Source organism: Streptomyces sp. NPDC054961 (assembly GCF_053609145.1).
On the sequence record NZ_JBSGWY010000002.1, the window covers coordinates 320,230 to 345,704 of the forward strand.

Annotated in this window: 25 protein-coding genes and 1 tRNA gene; 12 read left to right on the forward strand and 14 right to left on the reverse strand. The window is 71.8% G+C overall.

Annotated elements, in window-relative coordinates; translation table 11 throughout:
* The first annotated feature begins 345 nt into the window (after positions 1-345).
* Positions 346-849 carry a hypothetical protein gene (locus ACWF9Z_RS03660; protein ID WP_453597031.1) on the forward strand — a complete coding sequence of 168 codons (504 nt, stop codon included), beginning with the start codon at positions 346-348 and terminating at the stop codon, positions 847-849.
* Positions 850-1,074: 225 nt separating this feature from the next.
* Here the strand turns inward: ACWF9Z_RS03660 and ACWF9Z_RS03665 are convergent, their stop codons facing one another.
* The gene (locus ACWF9Z_RS03665; protein ID WP_453597032.1) at positions 1,075-1,749 is read right to left on the reverse strand and encodes a pentapeptide repeat-containing protein; all 675 of its coding nucleotides are present in this window, start codon (positions 1,747-1,749) and stop codon (positions 1,075-1,077) included.
* Between the two features lie 200 nt (positions 1,750-1,949).
* Here ACWF9Z_RS03665 and ACWF9Z_RS03670 point away from each other — a divergent pair, with 200 nt between their 5' ends.
* Positions 1,950-2,942, forward strand: coding sequence for a zinc-binding dehydrogenase (locus ACWF9Z_RS03670; protein WP_453597236.1), 993 nt, complete (start codon positions 1,950-1,952; stop codon positions 2,940-2,942).
* A 192-nt stretch (positions 2,943-3,134) separates the two neighbouring features.
* Here the strand turns inward: ACWF9Z_RS03670 and ACWF9Z_RS03675 are convergent, their stop codons facing one another.
* On the reverse strand, positions 3,135-3,899 hold the full coding sequence (locus ACWF9Z_RS03675; protein WP_453597034.1) for a DsbA family protein: 765 nt from the start codon (positions 3,897-3,899) through the stop codon (positions 3,135-3,137).
* A gap of 158 nt (positions 3,900-4,057) precedes the next feature.
* Here ACWF9Z_RS03675 and ACWF9Z_RS03680 point away from each other — a divergent pair, with 158 nt between their 5' ends.
* A complete protein-coding gene (locus tag ACWF9Z_RS03680; RefSeq protein ID WP_453597036.1) occupies positions 4,058-5,440 on the forward strand; it encodes an NAD(P)/FAD-dependent oxidoreductase in 1,383 nt (460 codons plus the stop codon).
* Between the two features lie 87 nt (positions 5,441-5,527).
* On the opposite strand, the gene ACWF9Z_RS03685 is transcribed toward ACWF9Z_RS03680, so the two are convergent.
* Positions 5,528-5,601 (reverse strand) — tRNA-Thr (locus tag ACWF9Z_RS03685).
* A gap of 147 nt (positions 5,602-5,748) precedes the next feature.
* Between ACWF9Z_RS03685 and ACWF9Z_RS03690 the strand changes: the two genes are divergently transcribed.
* The gene (locus tag ACWF9Z_RS03690; protein WP_453597038.1) at positions 5,749-7,134 is read left to right on the forward strand and encodes an RNA-guided endonuclease InsQ/TnpB family protein; all 1,386 of its coding nucleotides are present in this window, start codon (positions 5,749-5,751) and stop codon (positions 7,132-7,134) included.
* A 230-nt stretch (positions 7,135-7,364) separates the two neighbouring features.
* Here the strand turns inward: ACWF9Z_RS03690 and ACWF9Z_RS03695 are convergent, their stop codons facing one another.
* Positions 7,365-8,033 (reverse strand): hypothetical protein, encoded by a 669-nt coding sequence (locus ACWF9Z_RS03695; protein WP_453597040.1) that lies wholly within the window; start codon positions 8,031-8,033, stop codon positions 7,365-7,367.
* Between the two features lie 278 nt (positions 8,034-8,311).
* On the opposite strand from ACWF9Z_RS03695, the gene ACWF9Z_RS03700 reads away from it, so the two are divergent.
* The 3 genes from ACWF9Z_RS03700 to ACWF9Z_RS03710 all read left to right on the forward strand — a co-directional run bounded on the left by ACWF9Z_RS03700 (position 8,312) and on the right by ACWF9Z_RS03710 (position 10,846).
* Positions 8,312-9,400, forward strand: a complete 1,089-nt coding sequence (locus ACWF9Z_RS03700) for an ABC transporter ATP-binding protein (RefSeq protein WP_453597042.1) — start codon at positions 8,312-8,314, stop codon at positions 9,398-9,400.
* A 217-nt stretch (positions 9,401-9,617) separates the two neighbouring features.
* Positions 9,618-10,031: a hypothetical protein gene (locus ACWF9Z_RS03705; RefSeq protein ID WP_453597044.1), complete on the forward strand. Its 414-nt coding sequence runs from the start codon at positions 9,618-9,620 to the stop codon at positions 10,029-10,031.
* Positions 10,032-10,084: 53 nt separating this feature from the next.
* The gene (locus ACWF9Z_RS03710; RefSeq protein ID WP_453597046.1) at positions 10,085-10,846 is read left to right on the forward strand and encodes a nucleotidyltransferase family protein; all 762 of its coding nucleotides are present in this window, start codon (positions 10,085-10,087) and stop codon (positions 10,844-10,846) included.
* A 156-nt stretch (positions 10,847-11,002) separates the two neighbouring features.
* On the opposite strand, the gene ACWF9Z_RS03715 is transcribed toward ACWF9Z_RS03710, so the two are convergent.
* From ACWF9Z_RS03715 to ACWF9Z_RS03740, 6 genes are all read right to left on the reverse strand, one after another.
* Positions 11,003-12,562, reverse strand: a complete 1,560-nt coding sequence (locus ACWF9Z_RS03715) for a DoxX family protein (protein ID WP_453597048.1) — start codon at positions 12,560-12,562, stop codon at positions 11,003-11,005.
* Positions 12,563-12,746: 184 nt separating this feature from the next.
* Positions 12,747-13,718, reverse strand: coding sequence for a 23S rRNA (guanosine(2251)-2'-O)-methyltransferase RlmB (rlmB, locus tag ACWF9Z_RS03720; protein ID WP_453597050.1), 972 nt, complete (start codon positions 13,716-13,718; stop codon positions 12,747-12,749).
* A 95-nt stretch (positions 13,719-13,813) separates the two neighbouring features.
* Complete coding sequence (cysS, locus tag ACWF9Z_RS03725; protein WP_453597052.1) at positions 13,814-15,214, reverse strand: cysteine--tRNA ligase; 1,401 nt, start codon at positions 15,212-15,214, stop codon at positions 13,814-13,816.
* Between the two features lie 104 nt (positions 15,215-15,318).
* Positions 15,319-15,852 carry a 2-C-methyl-D-erythritol 2,4-cyclodiphosphate synthase gene (gene ispF, locus ACWF9Z_RS03730; RefSeq protein WP_453597054.1) on the reverse strand — a complete coding sequence of 178 codons (534 nt, stop codon included), beginning with the start codon at positions 15,850-15,852 and terminating at the stop codon, positions 15,319-15,321.
* On the reverse strand, positions 15,842-16,597 hold the full coding sequence (gene ispD, locus ACWF9Z_RS03735; RefSeq protein WP_453597056.1) for a 2-C-methyl-D-erythritol 4-phosphate cytidylyltransferase: 756 nt from the start codon (positions 16,595-16,597) through the stop codon (positions 15,842-15,844). The genes ispF and ispD overlap by 11 nt, the downstream gene beginning before the upstream one ends.
* A gap of 321 nt (positions 16,598-16,918) precedes the next feature.
* Entirely contained in the window at positions 16,919-17,401 is a 483-nt protein-coding gene (locus tag ACWF9Z_RS03740) for a CarD family transcriptional regulator (RefSeq protein ID WP_003953493.1), read from the reverse strand.
* A 598-nt stretch (positions 17,402-17,999) separates the two neighbouring features.
* On the opposite strand from ACWF9Z_RS03740, the gene ACWF9Z_RS03745 reads away from it, so the two are divergent.
* Positions 18,000-18,668 (forward strand): DUF461 domain-containing protein, encoded by a 669-nt coding sequence (locus ACWF9Z_RS03745; protein WP_453597058.1) that lies wholly within the window; start codon positions 18,000-18,002, stop codon positions 18,666-18,668.
* A gap of 269 nt (positions 18,669-18,937) precedes the next feature.
* On the opposite strand, the gene ACWF9Z_RS03750 is transcribed toward ACWF9Z_RS03745, so the two are convergent.
* Complete coding sequence (locus tag ACWF9Z_RS03750; RefSeq protein WP_030387286.1) at positions 18,938-19,618, reverse strand: response regulator transcription factor; 681 nt, start codon at positions 19,616-19,618, stop codon at positions 18,938-18,940.
* On the reverse strand, positions 19,615-20,871 hold the full coding sequence (locus ACWF9Z_RS03755) for a sensor histidine kinase (RefSeq protein ID WP_453597060.1): 1,257 nt from the start codon (positions 20,869-20,871) through the stop codon (positions 19,615-19,617). Before ACWF9Z_RS03755 ends, ACWF9Z_RS03750 begins: the two co-directional genes overlap by 4 nt.
* Before the next feature lie 240 nt (positions 20,872-21,111).
* Here ACWF9Z_RS03755 and phoU point away from each other — a divergent pair, with 240 nt between their 5' ends.
* Positions 21,112-21,789 carry a phosphate signaling complex protein PhoU gene (phoU, locus tag ACWF9Z_RS03760; protein WP_112449136.1) on the forward strand — a complete coding sequence of 226 codons (678 nt, stop codon included), beginning with the start codon at positions 21,112-21,114 and terminating at the stop codon, positions 21,787-21,789.
* 124 nt (positions 21,790-21,913) lie between these two features.
* Complete coding sequence (locus tag ACWF9Z_RS03765) at positions 21,914-22,060, forward strand: hypothetical protein (RefSeq protein WP_356657664.1); 147 nt, start codon at positions 21,914-21,916, stop codon at positions 22,058-22,060.
* A 179-nt stretch (positions 22,061-22,239) separates the two neighbouring features.
* Here ACWF9Z_RS03765 and ACWF9Z_RS03770 read toward each other — a convergent pair whose 3' ends face one another.
* Positions 22,240-22,710, reverse strand: coding sequence for a hypothetical protein (locus ACWF9Z_RS03770; RefSeq protein WP_453597063.1), 471 nt, complete (start codon positions 22,708-22,710; stop codon positions 22,240-22,242).
* A 108-nt stretch (positions 22,711-22,818) separates the two neighbouring features.
* Here ACWF9Z_RS03770 and ACWF9Z_RS03775 point away from each other — a divergent pair, with 108 nt between their 5' ends.
* Positions 22,819-23,034: a hypothetical protein gene (locus ACWF9Z_RS03775; protein WP_453597065.1), complete on the forward strand. Its 216-nt coding sequence runs from the start codon at positions 22,819-22,821 to the stop codon at positions 23,032-23,034.
* 121 nt (positions 23,035-23,155) lie between these two features.
* On the opposite strand, the gene ACWF9Z_RS03780 is transcribed toward ACWF9Z_RS03775, so the two are convergent.
* Positions 23,156-23,914, reverse strand: a complete 759-nt coding sequence (locus tag ACWF9Z_RS03780) for a phosphoglyceromutase (RefSeq protein ID WP_453597067.1) — start codon at positions 23,912-23,914, stop codon at positions 23,156-23,158.
* Positions 23,915-24,076: 162 nt separating this feature from the next.
* Here ACWF9Z_RS03780 and ACWF9Z_RS03785 point away from each other — a divergent pair, with 162 nt between their 5' ends.
* Positions 24,077-25,444, forward strand: coding sequence for an MDR family MFS transporter (locus ACWF9Z_RS03785; RefSeq protein WP_453597069.1), 1,368 nt, complete (start codon positions 24,077-24,079; stop codon positions 25,442-25,444).
* Positions 25,445-25,475: the final 31 nt, after the last annotated feature.

Consider the following 25,475-nt stretch of genomic DNA (forward strand, 5'->3'; position numbering starts at 1 on the left):
GATCAGGAACTCTGATTCGCGCCGATGCCTCCCCACCCGGTCCCCACCAGCGCCTCGGGGCCGCTGCCCGCCGGGGTGGGCAGCGGCCCCGGACACCGAGGTGGGGGGCGGACACCCGGTGTGCCCGAGGGCGACCACCACCGAGGCGGGAGCCCTGCAAGGGCCGGGCCGACGAAGCCCGCCGACGGCCGCACCCGAACCGAACCCGAGCCCGAAGCCGCCAGGGCCCGCACCCGACCGAGGGCGGCGACGGCACCAGCACCGCCACCACGACCACCGGCACCCGGCACCGGCACCGGCACCGGATGTGAAGGGGACCGACGGGGGCGTGACACCATCGGATACGTGCTCGACATCGGCTACTCCCTCTCCCGGCGCTTCCCCGACCCCCCGCAGACCGACTACCGCTCGGCGGACGTCCACTCGCTGCGCCACGACCTGTTCTGCGGGGACGTCTACCTCGCCGACACCAACGCGGACCGGGAAGTATCCACAGCCTGGGGATGGGTGCCGGTACTGGACTTCGCCTGGGCCCTGTGCGACATCGTCGAGCAGCTCGACCAGGATCCGCGCGGCAGCCGCTCCGCGAACCGCCAGTACGCCGAACTCGACTTCACCGAGTCCAGCGACCGCATGCTCTTCGAACGCCGCTTCGGCTGGGTCGACGTCGACGCGGACTGGATGCCGTCGGAGGAAGACCCGCTGACCTTCAGCCACAGGCTGCTGCGCCGCGAGGCCCGCGACTTCCTCCACGACCTGATCGCGGACCTCATCGACATGCACGACGGCCTGGCCGACAACCCCATCATCTGGACCCTCCAGTCCCGCTTCCCCCGAGTCCCGGCCTAGCGACCTGAGCCGCTAGGGGGAGACCCACCAGGGACGGGCCGCCGTCACGGCCGCCGGGTGGCTTGCCGTCGAGCACGGTGCGGCGGCAGTGCGGCAGCAGCGGCAGCCCAGCGCGGCGGCAGGCGGCCCCGCCACCAGGCCCCCGACCGCCCCACCCCGGCCCAAGCCCCGCCCGTTCCCGGGCCCCGGCCCAGGCCCACCCCCGACCGCCCCGCCCCACCCCCGCTACGCCACCACCCTCAACCCCAGCTGCGCCGCCAACGCCGGCGCCAGCTCGAACAGCTGCCCCGGGCTGATCACCGCCCCCGCCAAGGCCTCCACCCCCCGCGCGATGCCGAGCTCCGCCGCGCCCCGCAGATCCACCTCCGACAACCGGGCCCCCGTGAAATCCGCCCCGCGCAGCACACAGTCCCGGAACTCCACCCGCTCCAGCACCGCCCCCGCGAAGTCCGGCTCCACCAGCACGCATCCCTCGAAGACGACGTCCTTCAGCTTCGCCGTCCGCAGGTTCAGGTAGTCGATCTTCCCCCCGCGCACGAGCACCCGCTCCAGCACCGACCCGTGCAGCTGCACCCCGCCGAGCCGCGCCTCCAGCAGCTCCACGTCCCGCAGCGAAGCCCCCGAGAGGTCGGTCCCCACGCCCCGGACCCCTTCCAGGACCGAGTCCAGGAACCTCGCCTTCGCGAGCCCCGTCTCGTCGAGCGCGCAGCGCCGTAGCGCGCAGTCCATGAACCGGGCCCCGACCCCCTCCTGGCCCGCCAGGTCCGCGTCCGCGAGCTCCACCCCGTCGTAGTCGCCGTCCGGCTCCAGCTCACCGCCGGTCCACGCAGTCAGCTCCGGCAGCCGCACCTCCGGCCGCCGCGCCGCCTTCACACCCTGTTCATGCCCTTTGCGCGCCATGCCCCCATCCTGAACCACCTCACTGACATCACTCACTGACATCACCCGGACATCACCCTTGACCTCAAGCCCGCTTGAGGTCACAGGCTGACCGGATGACCACGCCGAGCGCCTCCTCGAACACCACCACCGGCCCCCGCCCGCACGCCACCATCCCCGCCCCGGCACCGGCCCCGGCACCGGCCTCCGACCGGGCCACCATGAACGCCGTCCGCCTCCACGCCTTCGGCCCCGCCGAGAACCTTTCCTACGAACCCACCCCCCTCCCCGTCCCGGCCCCCGGCCAGGTCCGCATCGCGGTCGCCGCCGCCGGAGTCCACCTCCTCGACACCACCCTCCGCCGCGGCGTCCAGGCCGGGCCCGCACCCCTCCCCGAGCTGCCCACCGTCCCTGGCCGCGAGGTCGCCGGCACCGTCGACGCCCTCGGGCCCGGCACCGACCCCGCCTGGCTCGGCCGCTCCGTCGTCGCCCACCTCGGATTCGCCCCCGGCGGCTACGCCGAATACGCCGTCACCGACGCCGACCGCCTGCACGCCGTCCCGCCCGGTCTGGATCCCGCCGCCGCCGTCGCGATGATCGGCACCGGCCGCACCACCCTCGGGATCCTCCAGTTCGCCGACCTCGGCCCCGGCTCCGTAGCTCTCGTACCCGCCGCCGCGGGCGGCATCGGCACCCTGCTCGTCCAGTACGCGAAGCACGCCGGAGCGACCGTCGTCGCCCTCGCCGGCGGTCCCGCCAAAGCCGCCCTCGCCGCCGCCAACGGCGCCGACCTCGCCCTGGACTACACCCGCCCCGACTGGGCCGAAACCGTCCGCGCGCACCACCCGGCCGGTGCCACCGTCTTCTTCGACTCCGTCGGCGGAGCCATCGCCCGCACCGCCCTCGGCCTCCTCGCCGACGACGCCCTCCACCTCGTCTTCGGCTGGTCCGGCGGCCCGATCCCGCTCACCGACGCCGACCGCAAGGCCCTCGACGCCCGTCGCGTCACCACCCAGGGCGTCCTCGGCCCCGCCATGCTCCAGCGCGCCGGCGGCGACGACCCGCTGCGCAGCCTCGAAACCCGCGCCCTCGCCGAAGCCGCCGCCGGCCGGCTGCGCCCCGCCCTCCAGCGCTACCCGCTGGCCGAAGCCGCCACGGCCCACCGCGACCTCGAAACCCGCGCCACCACCGGCAAGGTCGTCCTGGAACCCTGACCCGACCAGACGAGACCAGACCCGGCCCGACCCAGCCCGGCCCGGCCCGGCCCGCCCCATCCCGGCCCAGCCCGGCCCCCTACGGGTCACGGCAGGGCCGGGGAGTGGAAGTGACGGGCGAGGGGTGCGCCCGGCAAGGGGGGTACGACCGGCGAGGGGTGAGACCTCCTCGCCCAGCGCCGGCACCCGCCCCTAAGAAGCCCCGGCCCCGCTCACGACCCCGACGCCCTGCAACGTCTCCGCGAACGCCCGCGCGTCGAACATCGACCCGTCCCGCGCCCCGACCGGCTTCCCCTCCACCCGTACCATCGGCGTCCCCTGCGCACCCGTCGCCTCGAAGCCCTTCTCCGCCTCGGCGACCCACCCCGCGTACTTCTGCTCCCTCACGGCCCCGTCGAAGGCGGCCCCGCGCAGCCCCGGCACCGCGTCCGCCACCTTCAGCAGCAGCTCATCGGTGAACTTCCCCTTCGGCTGACTCGCGAAGACCGCCGCGTGGTACTCCGCGAACTTCCCCGCGTCGACCGAAGCGCGCAGCGCGTTCACCGCCCTGACGGAACCGCTCCGCCCGCCGCCGCCCCCGCCGCCGCCCCCGTCGAGGAACGACGCCAGCAGGTACTCGACCTTCACCTGACCGGCCGACGCCAGCTTCAGCAGCGTCTCGCCGCCGGCCTCCTCGAACTTCGCGCAGTAGCCGCACATCGGATCCACCAACACCTGCGCGGTGTGCGGCGCGTCGGAACGTCCCACCACGATCTTCGCCCCGTCGACCCTGGCGGGCAGTTCCGCGAGCCGATCGGCGATCGGGCTCGTCCGCACCAGCACCCCGGCACCCTCGGACGCGGACCCCGACCCGCTCCCGGCGCCGCTCCCGGTCCCGCATCCGACGACCGCTCCACCCAGCAGCGCCACGGACGCGACCGCCGCGACCAGGCGTCCCGCCAGAACAACCCGCACCATACGAACCGCACCTCTCACACAAAACAGAACAAAACCCCCGCGCCACCCTAGGGGCGCGATCCACCTCCCCACATCAGTCATTCGGCCACCCCGCAGACCCCGAAACCCGACACCCCGGCCCTGGACACCCCTCCGGAACGAGGTGTAGCAACTCCCCCATGACGATCAACGGCGGCATCTCCTTCTGGCACGCGACCGACGACACCGCCACCACCCACCCACCGCGCACCCCCCTCACCGGCGATTCCACGGCCGACGTCGTCATCGTCGGCGGCGGCTACACCGGCCTGTGGACCGCCTACTACCTCAAGACCGCCGCCCCCGACCTGCGCGTCACCGTCCTGGAACAGAAGTTCTGCGGCTACGGGGCCTCCGGCCGCAACGGCGGCTGGCTCTACAACGGCATCGCCGGCCGCGACCGCTACGCCGCCCTGCACGGCGCCCAGGCCGCCCGGCGGCTCCAGCACGCCATGAACGACACCGTCACCGAGGTCATCGACACCGCCGCCAAGGAGGGCATCGCCGCCGACATCCACCGGGGCGGAGTCCTCGAAGTCGCCCGCACCCCCGCCCAACTGAGCCGCCTCAAGGCCTTCCACGCCGCGGAACTCGCCTTCGGCGAAAGCGACCGCGAGCTCTACGACGCCACCGACACCCGCGCCCGCATCGACGTCGCCGACGCCGTCGGCTCCAGCTGGACGCCGCACGGAGCGCGCATCCACCCCCTGAAGCTGGTCAAGGGACTGGCCGCCGCCTGCGAACGCCTCGGCGTCACCCTCCACGAATCCACCCCGGCCACCGAGATCGCCCCCGGCCGCGCCCGCACCCCGTACGGCACCGTCCGCGCCCCGTACGTACTGCGCTGCACCGAGGGCTTCACCGCCGCCCTCAAGGGCCAGAAGCGCTCCTGGCTCCCGATGAACTCCTCGATGATCGCGACGGCCCCGCTCCCGCCCGACGTCTGGGCCCAGCTCGGCTGGTCCGGCGCCGAGACCCTCGGCGACATGGCCCACGCCTACATGTACGCCCAGCGCACGGCCGACGACCGCATCGCCATCGGCGGCCGCGGCGTCCCGTACCGCTACGGCTCCCGCACCGACCACGACGGCCGCACCCAGCCCGCCACCGTCGCCGCCCTGACCCGGCTCCTGGAGGGCTTCTTCCCGGCCCTCACCGGCGTCGAGATCACCCACGCCTGGTCCGGCGTCCTCGGCGTCCCCCGCGACTGGTGCGCCACGGTCACCCTGGACGCCACGACCGGCCTCGGCTGGGCCGGCGGCTACGTGGGCTCCGGCGTGGCCACCTCCAACCTCGCGGCCCGCACCCTGCGCGACCTGGTCCTCGGCGAGAGCACCGACCTCACGACCCTCCCGTGGGTCAACCACCGCGTGCGCCGCTGGGAGCCGGAACCCTTCCGCTGGCTGGGCGTCCAGGCCCTCTACGCCGCCTACCGCGAGGCCGACCGCCGCGAAACCACCACCCACACGCCGACCACCACCCCGCTGGCCCGCCTGGCGGACCGCATCTCGGGCCGCGGCTGACGGCACGCGAAAGGCCCCGGGTGACGACCCGGGGCCTTCCGCTTTCGTTCAAATTCCCTTGATCACACGGACTCTGACCTGGGACGGAGCCCCCTGTCGGATTCGAACCGACGACCACCGCTTTACAAGAGCGGGACTCTAGCCAGCTGAGCTAAGGAGGCACACACGACACTGCACAGTGCGCAGAATCGCCTTCACTCTACACAGCCGCACGCCGCCGCAGCGAGGAACGTTCCCGACCCCGTAACCCCTCGCCCGCCAGTTCGTTCTACGTACTGAAGTGCACGTCCGACTATCGGACCGTAGGGGTGGGAGGGTTCGTGGCCGACGCCGCGGAGCAGGACAAACGCGTCGTAGGCGCCGAGGCGAAGCGCCTCAAGCGCGAGGTCCTGGGCGTCCCGGACCAGCGCAAGCACCAACAGCGTGCCGCCAAGCCCCTCAAGAGCCGTACGAAGCAACCGGGCACGCAACAGCGGGTGTACCGCTATCGCTTCTACCCCACCGAATCGCAGGCCGAGCAGTTGTTGCAGACGTTCGGCGCCTGCCGGTGGGTCTACAACGAGGGCCTGGCGCTCCGGGTGAAGGCCTGGGAGGAACAGCGTGTTTCCCTCGGCTTCGCCGAGACCTCCCGGTCGTTGACCGGTTGGCGCCACGCCCGGAAATCCTCGTGGCTCCAGGAGATCTCGTCGACCGTGCTCCAGCAGTCGCTCCGCCACCTCGACTCCGCGTTCACCCGCTTCTTCAAGGGCTCCGCGAAGTACCCGAATCCGAAGCGCAAGCACCGCTCACGGGACTCGGCAACCTACGTCCGCGCCGGCTTCCGCTGGCACGAGGACCCCGAGCGACCCGGCACCGGACTCATCGCCTTGGCAAAACAGACAGAACCCCTGAACGTGCGCTGGTCCCGCCCGCTGCCCGCCAGGGTCGCACCGGTGAAACTGACCGTGACCCGTGACCGCGCCAAGCGCTTCTTCCTCCACGTCCTCGTGGAGGAGCGGATCGCGCAGCTGCCCACCGCATTCGCCCCCGGCACCAACACTCCGAAGGCCATCGGGATCGATCTAGGACTAGCCTCCCTGGCCACCCTCGACGACGGCAGCACCGCAGTCCACCCACGACTGTTGAAAAAGCACGGGAAGAAGCTGACCCGGCTGCAAAAGGAGCTACACCGCAAGCAGAGGGGATCGAGCAATCGCGGAAAGGCCCGCGCCAAGATCGCCAAACTGTACGCCTTGATCACTGATGTCCGGAAGGACGGCCTCGACCAGCTCACTACCCGCCTCGTGCGCGAGAACCAAGTGCTCGTGGTGGAAGACCTGGCCGTCGCGAACCTCATGCGCACGACCAAGCTGAGGAACTCCATCACGGACGCCTCGTGGGGCATTTTCCTCGACATGCTCCGGTACAAAGCTGCCTGGTACGGGCGCACTCTGGTCGTCGTCGACCGGCTCTTCCCCTCGACCCGGCGCTGCTCCGCCTGCCACACCAAGGGCGAGCAGCTCGACCTGTCCGTCCGGTCGTGGACCTGCGGCGCTTGCGGAGCCGACCACGACCGAGACGGGAACGCCGCAGTGAATCTCCGCGACGAAGGGATGCGGTTGTACTGGCTGGTGACGATGGCACTGCCACCCGGCAGAACCCCGCCCCCGCTCATCCGCGCGTCAGAACTACCCGAATGTGTCACGGACGCATAGGCCGTGGATGAGCAAAAAGCCGATGGGCCGTCGGTCTTCCCGCCTGTGGAGTCTGTGTAAGACCTCCCGGCGCATCCTTCGAGGAGCGCCGGGAGGCAACGGACGGTGAAGCAGGAAGCGCCGCTCGTGAGGGCGACACTTGGGTCAAAGTGGAGCGCTTTGGCCCGACCCAGGTCAAAAGAGTGTTGCTCTGGCCTCTTACCAGGCCAGAAAGCCTGTGTTCTACCCCGTCACGCCCCCGGGTACCCCGCGCGGGCCAGCCGCGGGCCGACCGCCTCCAGCGGAAGGCCCGGATTGAGGGCGTCGACGACGTCCTGGGTGACCGGGCGCAGCGACCAGACGTGCCGGATCGCGTCCAGGGGGAGGTCGCTCTCGTAGTAGTCCTCGGCGAACGCGTGGTAGGCCTGCGCCGTGCCCGCGGCGAGGACCTCGAAGAGGAAGTCGGCGCCGTCCGCGTCGCCGCGGCCCGGCGGGAACTCCACCGTGCCCGCCCGCCAGTCGGTGTCCGCGGTCTCGCGCCAGAAGACGACGGTCGCGTGGAGCGTGCCGTCCTCCGAGCAGAAGGCGGGCTCGGTCAGGAAGGGCCGGAAGGCCTCCGGTATGCCGTCGGTCAGGCCGGGCCACAGCTCCCCGTCCCCCTCGCCCCACGGGCTCATGTGCGACTCGTGGTCGAAACCGCGCCCGAAGACCCCGTCCGCCGTGAAGACGATCGTGTACTCGCCGCCCGATCCGTCGTCCATGAAGGCCGCTTCCTCCCCCTCGCCCCATGCCGGGTCGTACGAGAAGAAGGCGCCGTCCTCGTCGCCGCTGATCACCAGCTCCAGCGCCGCCATCGCCCGGCAGCGGTCGCGCAGCGTCTCGATGTCGGGCAGGACGCGCGTGAGGTCGTAGATGGTCATGGAGAGGATCAAAGCAGCTGCCTCTGACAGCCGCCCCTGACGACCGCCCCTGCCCGCCGCCCCCAACGGCCGCCCCTGGCACCCGCCTCCGACCGTCACCCCTCACAGCCGCCCGGGCCTCGGCCTCCGCCACCGGGAGAAGTCGGCGAAGTCACTCCCCTCCAGGTGCTGACAGGAGCCCCGTCGGCCGGTAGCGTCGGGCCGGAGTCCGCTTACTGGACTAGACCTTCCACTCGGATCGTCCGGCACGTTCCTGCCGGTAGAAGGGATTCATCACCATGGCTTCTGTCACTTTCGACAAGGCGACCCGTCTGTACCCCGGCGGCGAAAAGCCCGCCGTCGACCAGCTGGAGCTGGAGATCGAGGACGGCGAGTTCCTCGTCCTCGTCGGCCCCTCCGGCTGCGGCAAGTCCACCTCGCTGCGCATGCTCGCCGGCCTGGAGGACGTGAACGGCGGTGCGATCCGCATCGGTGACCGCGACGTCACGCACCTGCCGCCCAAGGACCGGGACATCGCGATGGTGTTCCAGAACTACGCGCTCTACCCGCACATGTCCGTCGCCGACAACATGGGCTTCGCCCTGAAGATCGCCGGCGAGGACAAGGCCACCATCCGCAAGAAGGTGGAGGACGCGGCGAAGATGCTGGACCTGACCCAGTACCTCGACCGCAAGCCGAAGGCGCTCTCCGGTGGTCAGCGCCAGCGCGTGGCGATGGGCCGCGCGATCGTGCGCAAGCCGCAGGTGTTCCTCATGGACGAGCCGCTGTCGAACCTCGACGCCAAGCTCCGCGTGTCCACCCGTACGCAGATCGCGGCGCTCCAGCGCGACCTCGGCATCACCACCGTGTACGTCACCCACGACCAGGTCGAGGCCATGACGATGGGCGACCGCGTCGCGGTCCTCAAGGACGGTCTGCTGCAGCAGGTCGACACCCCGCGCAACATGTACGACCGCCCGGCGAACCTCTTCGTCGCCGGCTTCATCGGTTCCCCGGCCATGAACCTGGTCGAGGTCCCGATCGCCGACGGCGGCGTGAAGTTCGGCGACAGCGTGGTCCCGGTGTCGCGCGAGGCGCTGACCGCGGCCGCCGACGCGGGCGACCGCACCGTCACGGTCGGCGTGCGTCCGGAGCACTTCGACATCGGTGACACGGGCGGTCTGACGATCACCGTGAACGTCGTCGAGGAACTGGGCGCCGACGGGTACGTCTACGGCTCGACCTCGCACTCCGAGGGTTCGCAGGACATCGTGGTGCGCGTGGGCGGCCGCAACGTGCCCGAGAAGGGCTCGACGCTGCACGTCATTCCGCGCGCGGGCGAGATCCACGTGTTCTCGACCTCGTCCGGGGCCCGCCTCTCCGGCTGATCCACCGGATCCACCGGATCCACCGGATCCACCGGATCCACCGCGCTGCCCGCCGAAGGGGCGTCTCCGTCAAGAGGCGCCCCTTCGGCGCGAGTTCCGGCAGATCGGGCCATTCGGCCCCCACCGTCAACCCTTAATTCGAAAACCCACGTCGAACCATCCCCCGACCGGGTGACTAAATGTCGCCATATCTTCACCGAGCGCTACTCTCGGCGTCGTGACCCACACTGCCCGCCGTATCGGCCGATCCCTCGCCCTGGTCCTGCCCGTCGTCCTGGTCCTGTCCGGGACCCTCGCGGTCACCATGGTCCCCTGGGCGGACAACACTCCCTCCCAGATCCTGACCGCGTCCGCCGAGGACGTCTCCGTCCCCGCGAAGCCGCGTGCCGCTCAGGACGTCCTGCGCGAAAAGCTGCTCACCGAGATCCAGCAGGGTGAGCAGCCGGGTGACGTGCTCACCCACCTCCAGCGGGAAGTTGACCGGCGGCCCTCGCTCGCCGAGCACTGCGTGGGCATCGCGCGGGCGCTCGGGCGGGCCGCCGTGGACGCCTACGGGCCCACGAAGGCCCAGTCGTTCGCGCGGCCGGTGTGCGACACCGCGTACGCGTCCGGCGTCGCCTCCATGGGCTGACGGCAGCCGACGGCCGCCGCCGCACCGCGCTCCCGGATCCCGGACCACCGGACATGACCGACTCAGGGCTTCCCGCCCGACCCCACGCAGCCGCGTTCCCGGCTTCCCCGACCCAGGCCGTCGTCCTGGCGGGCGGCCAGGGTTCGCGGCTGCGGCCGTACACGGACGACCGTCCGAAGCCGATGGTGGAGATCCCGGGCACCGGGATGCCGATCATCGGGCACCAACTCGCCTGGCTGGCCTCCGAAGGGGTGACGGACGCCGTCGTCTCGTGCGGGCACCTCGCCGAGGTGCTCCAGAAGTGGCTGGCCGAGGCTTCGCTGCCGCTCCGCGTGACCACCGTCGTGGAGAACGAACCGCTGGGCCGGGGCGGCGGACTCAAGTACGCCGCCCGGCACCTCCCGCACCCCGACCGGGCCTGGTTCGCCACCAACGGCGACGTGTGGACCCGCTTCTCGCTGCGGGAGATGGCGGCCTTCCACACCGAGCGGGGCGCGACGGCCACGCTCGCCCTGGCCCGGCCCCGCATTCCGTGGGGGGTGGTGGAGATCAACGAGTACGGGCACGTCCTGGACTTCATCGAGGCGCCGCAGTCCCCGTACCCGGTCAATGCCGGCGTGTACGTCTTCGGGCCCGAATTCGCGGAACTGCTCCCGGACTTGGGCGACCACGAGCGGACGACGTTCCCGCGCCTGGCCCGTGAGCGCCGGCTCGCGGGCTTCCCGCTGCCCCAGGGGGCCTACTGGCGGGCGATCGACACCGCCAAGGACCTGACCGAGGCCGCCAGGGAGTTGGCCGCGCAGAGCGGCGCCTAGCGCCTCCTGAGGGGCCCTGCCGCTCCCGCCTCCCGTCCCCTCCCGCTCCGCTCCGCCCCACCGCCGTGGGACACGAAAGGGCCCGGCACGCTCGCGCGTGCCGGGCCCTCGGCCCCGTGGGGCCCTTCGCGGCCGGTGGGCCTCAGCCCGGGGGCGTCACCCGAGGAGTCCGCCGACCAGGCCGGGCTTCTTCGGCGCCGTGTCCCCGGTCCCGCCCGAGGTTCCTCCGCTGCCCGTCCCCGACGAGGAGGCCGGGGGCTTCTGCGGGGTGGACTGGCGCGGCGCGCTGCGGGGGCTCTGGCTGCCGCTGGTGCCGCGCGTGGCGGTGGGCGCTCCGGAGCCGCTGCCGCCGCTGCCCGGGGTGGCCGAACCGGTGGCGCTCCGGCCGGACTTGGGAGCCGGCGAGGAGGCCGCCGCCGAGGGCTGCGCGGTGGGCTTCGTGGGGGCGGGCCGGGTGGGCTGCTGCTGCTGCGGGGTGCTCGGCAGCGGGCGGCCGGGAAGGTAGTTGCTCGGGGCCTCTCCGGGCCCGGGGACGGTGACGACGGTGGTGGAGCGGACGGCGCCGCCGAGGAGCGAGCCGATGAGGAGGGTGAGTCCGCAGACCACGGCGGCCATCACGGCTCCGCGCCGCAGCACGCGCCGCCGCAGCCGCCACAGTTCGGTACGCGGTCCCAGCGTGCGCCAGGCCTCGCCGGCGAGGCGTCCGTCCAGCGAGTAGACCGGGGCGCCCGCGATGATCAGCGGGCTCCAGGCGGCGAGGTAGATGATGTCGGGCGCGTCGTAGGCGGGGACGGTCTTCCAGCTGACCGTCATCAGCAGTGCGGCGGAGAGCAGCGCGCCGAAGCAGGCGGCGAAGCGCTGCCAGAGCCCGAAGACGGTCAGTACGCCGACGGCGACCTGGAGGAAGGCGACGCTGAGTCCGGCGCCGACGGGGTGGGCGAGCGCGAAGTCGCGGAGCGGTTCGGCGAGGGCCCACGGGTGCAGGGTGTGCAGCCAGGTGACCATGGAGCCGCGCTCGCCGCCGTCGAAGTAGACGGGGTCGCACAGCTTGCCCATGCCGGCGTAGATGGAGATGAAGCCGAGGAAGACGCGCAGCGGGAGCAGCACGACGCCGAGGTTCATCCGGCGGCCGGGGTAGTACGAGGCCTGCGCGCGCGCGTCGCCCGGCGCCCGGCGGGAGTCCGTCGCCCCGCCGGAGCTTTCGGCGTAGGCGGCTCCGTACGCTTCGTAGGCCTCGGGGGAGAGCTCGCGCACGGCGGGCTGGGCGCGGGTGTCGTCGGTGTCGCCGTAGGTGCGCTGCCCGATGACGGTCGGGGTGGCGAGGGTGTCGTCGGCGAGGTCGTGCGCGAGGTCGAGGCGCGGGATGACCTGGGTGGCTCCGCCGTCGTAGTCCCCGTGGCCGCGCCCGTGCTCGCGTACGGCCTGGAGGAGTCCTCCCATGGCGGCGCCGGCGGCGTCGTCGCCGGGGGCGGACTTGCCGCTCCAGACGACGGGGCGGCGTCGGGCGGCGCCGGCGCCGGCGGCCGCGAGGGCCCCGCCGAGCGCGGGAACGAGCCCGGAGGCGCCCGCCGGGTGGGGACGCGCGCTGGGGCTCGGTGCGAGCCGCACGCGGAAGCTGGCGTGGTTGACGATGACCTGCGCGGGGTCGCACGGCACCTTGACCATGCTCAGCGCGGGCTGATCATCGAACCCTGGCGTTCTGGTGTCCACACTCATCTAACCGAGTGACGAGTCTTTAGGACACTGCCTTGACATCAGGGATGTGTCCGAGACCCGTCAAATCAAGCCACCCCGCCCGGAAGGGGCGGGGTGGCACGCTCACGGGTCACGCCCGGTGAGCCAATTGGATCAAGCGGCGGCGGGTGGGACCCGCGGCCGGAACCGATCCGGGGAGAACGGGTTACGCGCGGCCGCGGGTGGCGCGGCGGCGGGCCGCCTCGTAGAGGACGACGCCCGCGGCGACGCCGGCGTTGAGGGACTCGGCGCCGCCCGGCATCGGGATGCGCACGAGGTAGTCGCAGTTCTCGCCGACGAGGCGGCCGAGGCCCTTGCCCTCGGAGCCGACGACGATGACGACGGGGCCGCCCAGCGCCTCGAGCTCGTGGACCTCGTGCGTGCCCTCGGCGGCGAGGCCGACGATGGTCATGCCTTCCTTCTTGTAGTCCTGGATCGCGCGGGTCAGGTTGGTGACGCGCGAGACCGGGGTACGGGCGGCGGTGCCCGCGGAGGACTTCCAGGCGCCGGCGGTCATGCTGGCGGCGCGGCGCTCGGGGACGACCACGCCGTGGCCGCCGAAGGCGGAGACGGAGCGGACGATCGCGCCGAGGTTGCGCGGGTCGGTGATGCCGTCGAGGGCGACGATGAGCGGGTCCTCGCCGTTGTCGTACGCGGCGGCGGTGAGCTCGTCGGGGAGCGCGTACTCGTACGGCGGGACCTGGAGGACCAGGCCCTGGTGGTTGAGCCCGCCGGTCAGCCGGTCGAGCTCGGGGCGCGGGGCTTCCATCAGGTTGATGTTGCCGCGCTCGGACGCGAGCTGGAGGGCCTCGCGGACGCGCTCGTCGTTGTCGATGAACTGCTGGACGTAGAGGGTGACGGCCGGTACGCCGTCGCGCAGCGCCTCGAAGACCGGGTTGCGGCCGACGACCATCTCGCTGGTGCCCTTGGGACCGCCGCGGCGGGGGGCCGGGCGGCGCTTGGCGGCCTGGCGGGCCATGGCGTTGCTGATGCGGTTGGCCTTGTGCTTCTTGCGGTCCTCGGCCTTGGGCGTGGGGCCCTTGCCTTCGAGGCCCTTGCGCCGCTGGCCACCGCTGCCGACCGTCGCGCCCTTCTTGTTGGACGTGCGGCGGTTCCTGCGCTGGCTGTTCCCGGCCATGACCTCTACCTGATTTCGTTGGTGCTGCGATATGTACGTATGAAGAGTGTGCCGCCCGGAACGCCGGGCGGCACGACGGGACCGCTCCGGTGGGCTCAGCGGGGGCCGAGCGTCCAGCGGGGTCCGGTGGGGCTGTCCTCGATGACCAGGCCGGACTGCTGGAGCTGGTCGCGGATGGCGTCGGCGGTGGCCCAGTCCTTGCGGGCGCGGGCGGACTCGCGCTGCTCCAGGACCAGGCGTACGAGGGTGTCCACGGCTCCGTGGAGGTCTTCGCCCCGGTCCGCCTCTCCCGCCCAGTGGGGGTCGAGGGGGTCGAGGCCGAGGACGCCCAGCATCGCCCGCACCTCGGACAGACGGGCGATGGCCGCGTCCTTGTCGTCGGCGGCGAGCGCGCTGTTGCCCTGGCGGACGGTGGTGTGGATGATCGCGAGCGCCTGCGGGACGCCCAGGTCGTCGTCCATGGCCTCGGCGAAGGCGGGCGGGACCTCGGCGGCCGGCTCGACCGTCTTGCCGGCCTTCTCGATGACGCGCTGGATGAACCCCTCGATGCGCGCGAAGCCGGACTCGGCCTCGCGCAGCGACTCCACGCTGTACTCGATCATCGAGCGGTAGTGCGGGGTGCCGAGGTAGTAGCGCAGCACGATCGGGCGCCAGACCTTGAGCATCTCGGAGACGAGGACGGAGTTGCCGAGGGACTTCGACATCTTCTCGCCGGACAGGGTCACCCAGGCGTTGTGCACCCAGTACTTCGCGAACTCGTCGCCGAAGGCCTTGGCCTGGACGATCTCGTTCTCGTGGTGCGGGAAGATCAGGTCGATCCCGCCGCCGTGGATGTCGAAGGCGCTGCCGAGGTACTTGTGCGCCATGGCGGAGCACTCGAGGTGCCAGCCGGGGCGGCCGCGGCCCCACGGGGTCTCCCAGTCGGGCTCGCCGGGCTTGGAGGCCTTCCACATGGCGAAGTCGCGGGGGTCGCGCTTGCCGGTGATGCCGGACTCGGCGGGCTGGCGCAGGTCGTCGATGTCCTGGTTGGAGAGCTCGAGGTAACCGGGGAAGGACCGGACGTCGAAGTAGACGCTGCCGTCCGCCTCGTAGGCGTGGCCGCGCTCGATGAGGACGCGCATCATCTCGATCATCTCCGGCACGTGGCCGGTCGCGCGCGGCTCGTAGGTGGGCGGGAGGCAGCCCAGCGCGTTGTAGCCGTCGTTGAAGGCGCGCTCGTTCTCGTAACCGATGGACCACCAGGGGCGTCCCTCGGTCTCGGCCTTCGTGATGATCTTGTCGTCGATGTCGGTGACGTTGCGGATGAACGTGACGTCGAGGCCGCGGTAGGTGAACCAGCGGCGCATGATGTCGAAGTTCAGGTACGACCGGACGTGCCCGATGTGCGGGGCCGCCTGCACGGTGGCGCCACAGAGGTAGATCGAGACGCGGTCCGCTGTGAGCGGGACGAAGTCACGGATCTGCCGGGCGCTGGTGTCGTACAGGCGAATAGTCACGGCATCCAGGGTAGTGCGCCTGTAGCAGTGCCCCGCGACCCTTTCGGTACGCGGGGCCCGCTTTGTTGTCGAAGAAGTGCGGGAACGGTGTGACCGTACGGGTATTAGGCCCGGTTCGTCCGGTAGACGAGAGCCGTGGCGATGGCGGCGAGGCCTTCGGCGCGGCCGGTGAGGCCCAGTCCGTCGGTGGTGGTGCCCGAAATGGACACGGGGGCGCCCGCGGCGGCGGCGAGCGCCTTCTGCGCCTCTTCGCGCCGCTTGCCGATCTTCGGCCGGACGCCGATCACCTGGACGGCGATGTTGCCGATCTCGAAGCCCTCGGCCCGTACGATCCGGGCGGCTTCCGCCAGAAGGGTGACGCCGGCGGCGCCCGACCACTCGGGGCGGGAGGTGCCGAAGTGCGCGCCGAGGTCCCCGACGCCGGCGGCGGAGAAGAGCGCGTCGCAGGCGGCGTGCGCGGCGACGTCCCCGTCGGAGTGGCCGGCGAGGCCGTCCTCGCCCTCCCAGAGCAGGCCGGCGCACCACAGCTCGCGGCCGGTCTCGAAGGCGTGGACGTCGGTGCCGATGCCGACCTGCGGGAGCAGGGGGCGCGGCGGCTCCCCGGCCGTGGCGGCGGGAGCGGCGGGATCAGTAGGCATCGGTGGCCCTCCTGCGGGCGAGTACGGCCTCGGCGAGGACCAGGTCGAGCGGGCGGGTGACCTTGAAGGCCTCTTCGTGGCCGGGGACGGCGAAGACGGTGACGCCGAGCTGCTCCACCATCCCGGCGTCGTCCGTGGCGCCCTCGCCGTCAGCGGTGCCCGCGGCGAGCTTCTCGTGCGCGCGCAGGAGGGTGGCGAGGTCGAAGCCCTGCGGGGTCTGCACGGCGCGCAGCCGGGCCCGTACGGGGGTGGCGACGACCGGCTCGGGCTCGCCCGGCCTGCCGGGTTCGACCTCCTTGACGGTGTCGGCCAGCGGCAGGGCGGGGACGACGGCGGGCGCGCCGTCGCGGACGGCCTCGACGACGGAGTCGACGGTGTCCACGGGCACGAGCGGGCGGGCCGCGTCGTGGATGAGGACGGCGGTGACGTCGGCGGGGAGCGCCTCCAGGCCGGCGCGCACCGACTCCTGCCGGGTCTCGCCGCCGGGGACGACGAGGACCTCGGTGCGGTCGGGCAGCGCGTGCTCGTCCAGGAGCCTGCGCACGTCCGCGGTGTCGGAGGGCGGGGCCACGACGACGACGAGGGAGACGGCACGGGAGCGCGCCATGGCGCGGACCGCGTGGATGAGCATGGGAATGCCGCCCAGGGTCCGCAGGGCCTTGGGGGCTCCGGGACCGAGACGGACCCCGCGGCCGGCGGCCGGGATCACCGCGGCGGTGCGGCGGGGGCGCGATTCGTCAGACATCAGTAGCTCCGAGCCAGGTTTGTGACTTCGGCCGACATGGGTATGGCCTGAAGGGTGCCGGGTGCGACGCCCTCGCCCCTTCCGTGACGACCGGTCGAGCGGCTGCCCGGGCCCGGCACACCAGTGGGGAACACCGGTAATTTTCGGGTGCGGGTGGCGGCACCCGGCGTATAGCGTCAGGCGTGAGGCGTGAGCGTCAGGCGTGAAAACGGGTCCAGACATGCCGCAGCGCCCGGCAACAAGTCACCTTGTCATCGGGCACCGCGGCACAACTGTGTACGACCAGGTGACTGTGCGTGACCAGGCGTACGGATGATCGCGTCAGGACGCGAGCACCTCGTCGAGGAGGGCCTCGGCCTTGTCCTCGTTGGTGTTCTCGGCGAGCGCGAGCTCGCTCACCAGAATCTGACGTGCCTTCGCGAGCATGCGCTTCTCACCCGCGGAGAGCCCGCGCTCGCGCTCACGACGCCACAGGTCACGCACAACTTCGGCGACCTTGATGACATCGCCAGAAGCGAGCTTTTCCAGATTTGCCTTGTAGCGTCGGGACCAGTTCGTCGGCTCTTCTGCGTACGGTGCGCGAAGCACCTCGAAGACCCGGTCCAGCCCGTCTTGGCCGACTACGTCGCGAACACCGACGAACTCCGCATTGTCCGCAGGCACACGTACCGTCAGGTCGCCCTGAGCGACCTTGAGCACCAAGTAGGTCTTGTCCACGCCTTTGATCTGACGAGTCTCAATGGCCTCGATCAGCGCGGCCCCGTGATGGGGATAGACCACGGTGTCGCCAACCTTGAACGTCATGTGACAGGTACCCCTTCCGTGGCTATCCAGGGTAACACGAGAACTGACCGTTATGAATGGCGTTTTCGCAGGTCAGGGCACATCTCGGGGCTTGACAACACCGACAGGAACGTGCTGCGACAGGCTTGCGGAAGGGGGTATTCGCAGGTCGGAGGCGTTGTGCGGACCGGGCGAAACGGCTACGTTACACCCGCCCGCGGACCCGGCCGGGGCGATGTACGTCCTGTTTTGCCGGTTTCCAAGGGCTGAAACCGAACTACTCCGTACGACTGGCGGCGCCCGCCCGGTACGGTTCCGGCCCAATCCCCAATTCGATCACCGAGCGGTCTTCGAGGGAATCCCGCAATTGATCACCGGACCGGTGGCGGCGCTTTTGCGAATGGAAGATCACCGAGCCGATCGGCGCGTCACCGGCCTCCTGATCGTTCCGGTGATCGGCGCCCGGACAGGGCCGCGCCGCCCGTGCGGAGGGTCGGGTGCGGGGGCGGGGCGGCGGCTCGGTAACCTAAGCGCGCTGACACACCCTTAGAGCGGCTTCACTCGGCCGCTCCGAGCGTCCACCCTTCCGTTTTCGTACGTCCAAGGAGATGCCTCCGCCGTGAGCCGCAGCCTTCGACGCGGCGCCCTCGCCGCCACCGCCGTCGTGTTCTCGATCGTCTCGCTGGCCGCGTGCGGTGCGGGCCACGACGCGCAGACTCTCCAGGTCAAGCCGGACAACGCCGCCGTGACCAAGGGCGACATCAAGGTCCAGAACGCCCTGGTGATCACCCAGGAGAAGGACAAGAAGGGCCCGGCCGCCGTCTCCGCGACGCTGTTCAACGCGGGTACCAAGGACCAGACCCTCGACGCCATCACCCTCCCGGGTGGAAAGGCGACCGTCGCCCTCAAGCCCGCCGGCGGCGCGGGCAAGGTCATCGTGCCGGCCGGCGGCTCCGTCGTCCTGGGCGGCAAGGGCAACGCCTCCGCGGTCGTCGCGGGTGGCGGGGTCGAGGACGGCAACGTGCAGAAGGTCGTCTTCCAGCTGAGCAACACGGGCGACGTGGAGCTCGAGGCCTTCGTCTTCCCGGCCACGGGCAACTACGCGGGCTTCGGCCCGACCGCGGCCCCCGCCGCGGCTCCGGCCACGGGCGTCACCCCGTCGGGCAGCGCCTCGGGTTCCCCGGCCGCCGCCGCCTCGGGCAGCCCGGCGTCCACCCCCGCGGGCAGCGCGTCCGGCTCCCCCGCGGGCGCCGTGGCCGGGTCGCCGTCCCCCAGCGCCGGCCACTGAGGCGCGGAGCACCGTACGCACCACTTCGCGGGCCCCGGGCCTTGAGCCCCGGGCCCGCGCCTTGCGCCTTGCGCCTTGCGCCTTGCGCCTTGCGCCTTGCGCCTTGCGCCTTGCGCCTTGCACGGGAACGGCCCCCCCGCCGCGGGGGGGGCGGGGGGCGGCGTGCGCGTGGGCGGGGGGCGCTGGCCCGGGCCCCCCCCCCGGCCGGCTTGGGGGGCGGGGGCCCGGCCCCGTCTCCACTCCGTGCGTTCGCCGCACGGGCGGGCGGCTTACGGCTCGAACTTGTAGCCGAGGCCGCGGACCGTGACCAGGTAGCGCGGCGCGCCCGGGTCCGGCTCGATCTTGGCGCGCAGGCGCTTGACGTGGACGTCGAGGGTCTTGGTGTCGCCGACGTAGTCGGCGCCCCACACCCGGTCGATGAGCTGCATGCGGGTCAGCACGCGGCCCGCGTTGCGCAGCAGCATCTCCAGCAGGTCGAACTCCTTCAGCGGGAGGTCCACCTTCCCGCCCGCGACGGTGACCACGTGGCGGTCGACGTCCATCCGTACGGGTCCGGCCTCCAGCGCGGCCGGGGTGACCTCTTCCGGCTCGCCGCGGCGGCGCAGGACCGCGCGGATGCGGGCGACCAGCTCCCGCGAGGAGAAGGGCTTCGTGACGTAGTCGTCGGCTCCTATCTCCAGCCCGACGACCTTGTCGATCTCGCTGTCCTTGGCGGTCACCATGATCACGGGGACGTTGGAGCGGCCGCGCAGCTGGCGGCAGACCTCCGTACCGGGCAGGCCGGGGAGCATCAGGTCGAGGAGGACGAGGTCGGCGCCGTTGCGCTCGAACTCGTCGAGCCCGTCGGGCCCGGTCGCGGCGATCGCCACTTCGAAGCCCTCCTTGCGGAGCATGTAGGACAGGGCGTCGCTGAAGGATTCCTCATCCTCGACGACGAGCACTCGGGTCACGGAAGGACCTCCGGGGCAGGGATGGCTGGTGCGGTATGAGGTTCGAGCAGGGGGCGGACGGGTGAGGCGGCGGTCGCGGGGGCGGTCGCCGGTGCCGGCGCGGCCGCTTCGGGGAGTCGCAGGGTGAAGGTGGAGCCCTGTCCCTCCGAGCTCCATACCGACACCTCCCCGCCGTGCGAGGCCGCCACGTGCTTCACGATCGCGAGGCCGAGGCCGGTTCCTCCCGTGGCGCGGGAGCGGGCCGGGTCCACGCGGTAGAAACGTTCGAAGATGCGCTCGCGGTCCTTTTCCGGGATGCCGATGCCCTGGTCGGTCACGGCTATCTCGATCAAGTCTCCACCCGGCGCGGTGACCCTGCGTGCGGCGATGCCGACGCGGGTCCGGGCGGGGCTGTAGTTGACCGCGTTCTCGACCAGGTTTCCGAGGGCGGCCGCGAGCTGCCCCCGGTTTCCCCATACCCGCAGGTCGGCGGTGCCGCCCGCGGCCATGGTGATCTGCTTCGCGGTCGCGGTGTGGCGGCAGCGGTCGATGGCCTCGGCGACGAGGGTGTCGACGCGCATGGGCTCCGCGTCCTCCAGGGGGTCGTCGTTCTGCACCCGGGAGAGGTCGATGAGCTCCTGCACGAGGTTGATCAGGCGGGTGGCCTCGATCTGCATGCGGCCGGCGAAGCGCTGGACCGCCTCGGGGTCGTCGGAGGCGTCCATGACGGCCTCGGAGAGCAGGGAGATCGCGCCGACCGGGGTCTTGAGCTCGTGTGACACGTTCGCGACGAAGTCACGGCGCACGGCCTCGATGCGGCGGGCCTCGGTGAGGTCCTCGACCAGGAGGAGCACCAGGCGGGAGCCGAGCGGGGCGACGCGCGCCGAGACGGCGAGGGCCTCGCCGCGGCCGGTGCCGCGCCGGGGCAGATCGAGCTCGACCTGGCGTATCTCCCCGTCGCGGCGGGTGTCGCGGGCCATGTGGAGCATGGGTTCCACGGCCAGCTTGCCGCCGCGGACCAGGCCGAGGGCGTAGGCCGCCGAGCTGGCCTTGACCACCGCGTCGCCCTCGTCGAGGACGACTGCGGAGGAGCGGAGCACGGAGAGCACGGTGTCGACGCCCGGTGGGAGCACCGCGTTGATGTCGGGGCGCATGGAGCTCCGGGTGGGGCGGGCTTGGTCGCGCTCGCTCCAGCGGAACGCCAGCATCGCGATCACACCGGTGCAAAGACCGGCGATCGCTGCAGCTGCGGCGACCGCCGCGTTCACGTCCATGACTCCAGGTTAAGCAGGCGGAGCGACACTTCCACAGCCGTTCGGGTGGCAGCTCGAACAGTCGTCGCCCAGAGTTCACCCTGGCGACGGGGTTGATTCACTTGCGATGTCGGAGCAGGTCGCGTTCGCGGGTCAACCTGTCACCGTGTGGGGCACGGGGCCGGCCGGAAGAGCAGCCCGCCCCGGCCCGGCCCCGGGCACCAGCGAGCAGTAGTAGGCAGTAGGCAGAGAGGGACACCCATGCGTGACGCGTACCACGAGGAACTGGACTCGATCGGAGAAGGCCTGGTCGAGATGGCCCGGCTGGTCGGTTCCGCCATCGGGCGGGCCACGACCTCGATGCTCGACGCCGACCTGAAGCTCGCCGAGAGCGTCATCGCCGCCGACCAGAAGGTCGACGACCTCCAGCACGACCTGGAGGCCCGGGCCATCGCGCTGCTCGCCCGCCAGCAGCCGGTCGCCACCGACCTGCGCATCGTCGTCACCTCGCTGCGCATGAGCGCCGACCTGGAGCGCTCCGGCGACCTGGCGCAGCACGTGGCGAAGCTCGCCCGGCTGCGCTTCCCGGACACCGCGGTCCCGCGCGACCTGCACGCCACGATCCTGGAGATGGGGCAGCTGGCACAGCGCCTGATGGCGAAGGCCGCCGAGGTCATCATCACGAAGGACGTCGACCTGGCGCTCCAGCTGGAGCAGGACGACGACGAGATGGACCAGCTGCACCGCACGCTCTTCCAGCACCTGATGGACGACCGCTGGAAGCACGGCATCGAGACGGCGGTCGACGTGACGCTGCTGGGCCGCTACTACGAGCGCTTCGCGGACCACGCGGTGTCGGTCGCCAAGCGCGTCGTCTACCTCGTGACGGGCGAGCACGCGGACGAGCTCCAGCCGCCGACGCAGGTCGAGGGCGTCTGAGGCGCGACGGGGGCGTCTGAGGCGCGACGGGGCGCGATCGGCAACGAGCCCCCAATGCGCCGTTGACGCGCCGGTCCGGCTGGGCATGAATGAGGCGAAGGCACAACGCCTACGAGGAGGATCCATGCCCGATTCCCCCGTCCCGATCACCCCGGAGCAGGAAGCGCAGCCCCCGGAGGGCCTGCGCCTGCCGCTGCTGGCGGCCTGCGGCTGCGGCTCGGGCTGCGGCTGCGGCTGCCAGTCCGGCGCCCCCTGCCAGTGCGGCGGCTGACCGCCTCCGCCCGGCTCGACGCACCCGAAGGGCCCCGCCCGGCACACCGTCGGCCGGGGCCCTTCGCATCGGTCCGGCCAGGAGGAGACGGGCGTGCCGCCCGTCGGGGCGCGGCGGGCGGGCGGCGGACCGCATGACCACCGCCGAGGACCGGCGCCGAGGCCGCTACCGCTACCGCTTCAGAGCTGGTGCTTGGCGGCGGTGACGAGGACGCGGATGCCCTCGCGGGTGGAGTCGCGGCGGATCTCGAACTCCTCCCGGCTCTCCGTCTTGTGCACGACAGCGATCTCGGAGAACAGCGCCTGCGCCCGCGCGCTCAGCGCCTCGTCGCCGGTGAGCATCTGCAACCGGAACAGGGCTTCCTGGGCGTGGGAGCGCAGGTCGTAGGAGCGCGCCTTGACCGCGAGCGGGTCCTCGTACGGCCCGTACGGCTGCTGGTACGTGCAGAACCACAGGTGGACGAGGGTGCGCCGGAGGTTCACGAGCGCCCCGGCGTACGAGGTGTAGGCGTCGAGCCGTTCCTGGCGCAGCTTCTCCGACCGGGTGAACTCGTGGCCCCGCTCGGCGACCCGCTGCTGGAACGCGAAGGTGACCCCCGACCCGAGCAGCGTCCCCAGGACCGCTATCGCACTGGCGATGATTGCTTCCACCGCGCCAAGAGACCACGCCTCCTGCCCGGCCACAAGGCCACGGCCCGACGAACCCGCCGCCCGGAATCCCACCTGCGCCGCGCCACCGCTCCGTGCGATCTTGCCACCATGGACGAGAACGCCCCGGCCCCCGTGACCGTCGCCGACGGGGAGATCCTCACCCGTCGGATCCTGCCCGGAATCAAGATCATGCGGGAGCACCTCGGCTGCTCGCTGCAAGCTGCCTTCCTCGCGTTCCACGCCCGGTACGAAGTGCTGCGGCGCGAACGGCCCGAGGACTTCACTTTGGCGCCCGAAGAGTACTGGGAGGGCTTCTCCTCCTGAGGCGGGACGCCGGCACCGGGCATCCGCCCGAGAGCCGACGGCCCGGGGCCGGCCCCCGAACCGCGAAGAGCCCCTCACCCGCCGAGGACCAGCGGGTGAGGGGCTCCTTCGTGGGTCCGGACTACTTCTTGCCCTGGTTCTTGACGGCCTCGATGGCGGCAGCCGCGGCGGCCGGGTCGAGGTAGGTGCCGCCGGGGTTGAGGGGCTTGAAGGAGGCGTCCAGCTCGTAGGAGAGCGGGATGCCGGTCGGGATGTTCAGGCCCGCGATGTCGGCGTCGGAGACGCCGTCGAGGTGCTTGACCAGGGCGCGCAGGGAGTTGCCGTGCGCGGCGACCAGGACGGTGCGGCCGGTCAGCAGGTCCGGGACGATCGCGTCGTACCAGTACGGCAGCATGCGGACGACGACGTCCTTGAGGCACTCGGTGCGCGGGCGCAGCTCCGGCGGGATCGAGGCGTAGCGCGGGTCCTCGGACTGCGAGAACTCCGTACCGTCCTCGAGCGCCGGCGGCGGGGTGTCGTACGAGCGGCGCCACAGCATGAACTGCTCCTCGCCGAACTCGGCGAGGGTCTGGGCCTTGTCCTTGCCCTGGAGGGCGCCGTAGTGGCGCTCGTTCAGGCGCCAGGAGCGGTGGACCGGGATCCAGTGGCGGTCGGCGGCCTCGAGCGCCATCTGCGCGGTGCGGATCGCGCGCTTCTGGAGCGAGGTGTGCACGACGTCGGGGAGCAGGCCGGCGTCCTTGAGCAGCTCACCGCCGCGGACCGCCTCCTTCTCGCCCTTCTCGTTGAGATTGACGTCCACCCAGCCGGTGAACAGGTTCTTCGCGTTCCATTCGCTCTCGCCGTGGCGGAGGAGGATCAGCTTGTACGGTGCGTCGGCCATGCGTACGAGCCTAATGGACGCGCCCGGGCGCTCGCGCGCGTCGTGTACGACGTGCGGACGGCCCCCGATTGACGGCAGCCGTCAATCCAGTGGCTCCCCGAGCCTGCTATCCGTAGGGTGCGAACCACAAGAGGGGTACTTACATCGCCGGGGGGATTCCGTATGTCCGTTGCCAGTCTGAGGCGGGCCGCTCGAGAGAGCGTGTCGGGCCTGCCGCGCGAGTTCTGGTGGCTCTGGACGAGCACGCTGGTCAACCGGCTCGGGGCTTTCGTCGCCACGTTCATGACCTTGTACCTGACGCTGGAGCGGGGCTATTCGGCCTCGTTCGTAGGACTTGTGGTGGCCCTCCACGGCCTCGGCGGTGTGATCTCGTCGGTGGTCGCGGGGGTGCTGACGGACCGGCTGGGCCGGCGGCCCACGCTGGTCGCGGCGCAGGTGTCGACCGCGTTCTCGGTGGCGCTGCTCGGCTTCATGCAGCACCCGGCGGCGATCGCGGCGGTGGCGATGCTGGTCGGCATGACCTCCAACGCCTCGCGCCCCGCGGTGCAGGCGATGATGGCGGACATCGTCCGCCCCGAGGACCGGGTACGGGCCTTCGCGCTGAACTACTGGGCCATCAACCTCGGCTTCGCCGTCAGTTCGACGGTGGCGGGCTTCGTCGCGGAGTACAGCTACCTGGCCGGATTCCTCGGCGAGGCGGCCCTGACGCTGGCCTGCGCGGTGCTCGTGTACATCAAGCTGCCGGAGTCGCGGCCCGTGCGGACGGAGGCGGAGAAGGCGGCCGCCGAGCCCGAGACCGGGCTGGGGACGGTGCTGCGGGACGGCCGGTTCATGGGTGTGGTCGGGCTGTCGTTCCTGATCTCGCTGATCTTCATGCAGGGGTCCTTCGGCCTGCCGCTCGCGATGAGCGCGGCCGGGTTCTCCACGGCCGACTTCGGCCTGGTCATCGGTGTCAACGGACTGCTGATCGTGCTGCTGCAGATCCCGGTCACGCGCCTCATCGAACGCCGGGACCCGCAGAAGCTGCTGGTCGTCTCGGCGCTGCTGGCCGGGTACGGATTCGCGCTGACGGCCTTCGGCGGCTCGGTGTGGAGCCTGGCGCTGACGGTCTGCGTGTGGACGCTGGCCGAGATCATCAACTCGCCGACCCAGATGGGGCTGGTCGCACGGCTCTCCCCGCTGCACGGGCGCGGCCGCTACCAGGGCATGTACACGCTGTCGTGGGCGGTGGCCTCGCTGGTCGCTCCGCTGATGGCGGGCTTCGTGATCGAGCACTACGGCGCGGGGTGGCTGTGGACCTCGATGGCGGCGCTGGGCATGGTGGCGGCGCTGGGGTACTGGCTGCTGATGCGGGGGCTCTCCGAGGGCGGCGCGGCCACGGCCGTGGTGCCGGACGTGGTGCCGGTCGTGGTGCCGGACGTCGTGCCCGCCGTGGCGGCGACGGCGGACCTGGCCGTGGCCCCGGCCGTGGCGGCGACGGCGGAGCCGGTCCCGGTCCCCGTGGTGAAGACCGCGGCCGCCGAGGTGTAGGCGCAGTGCAGGCGCAGTGCATCGTGCCGAC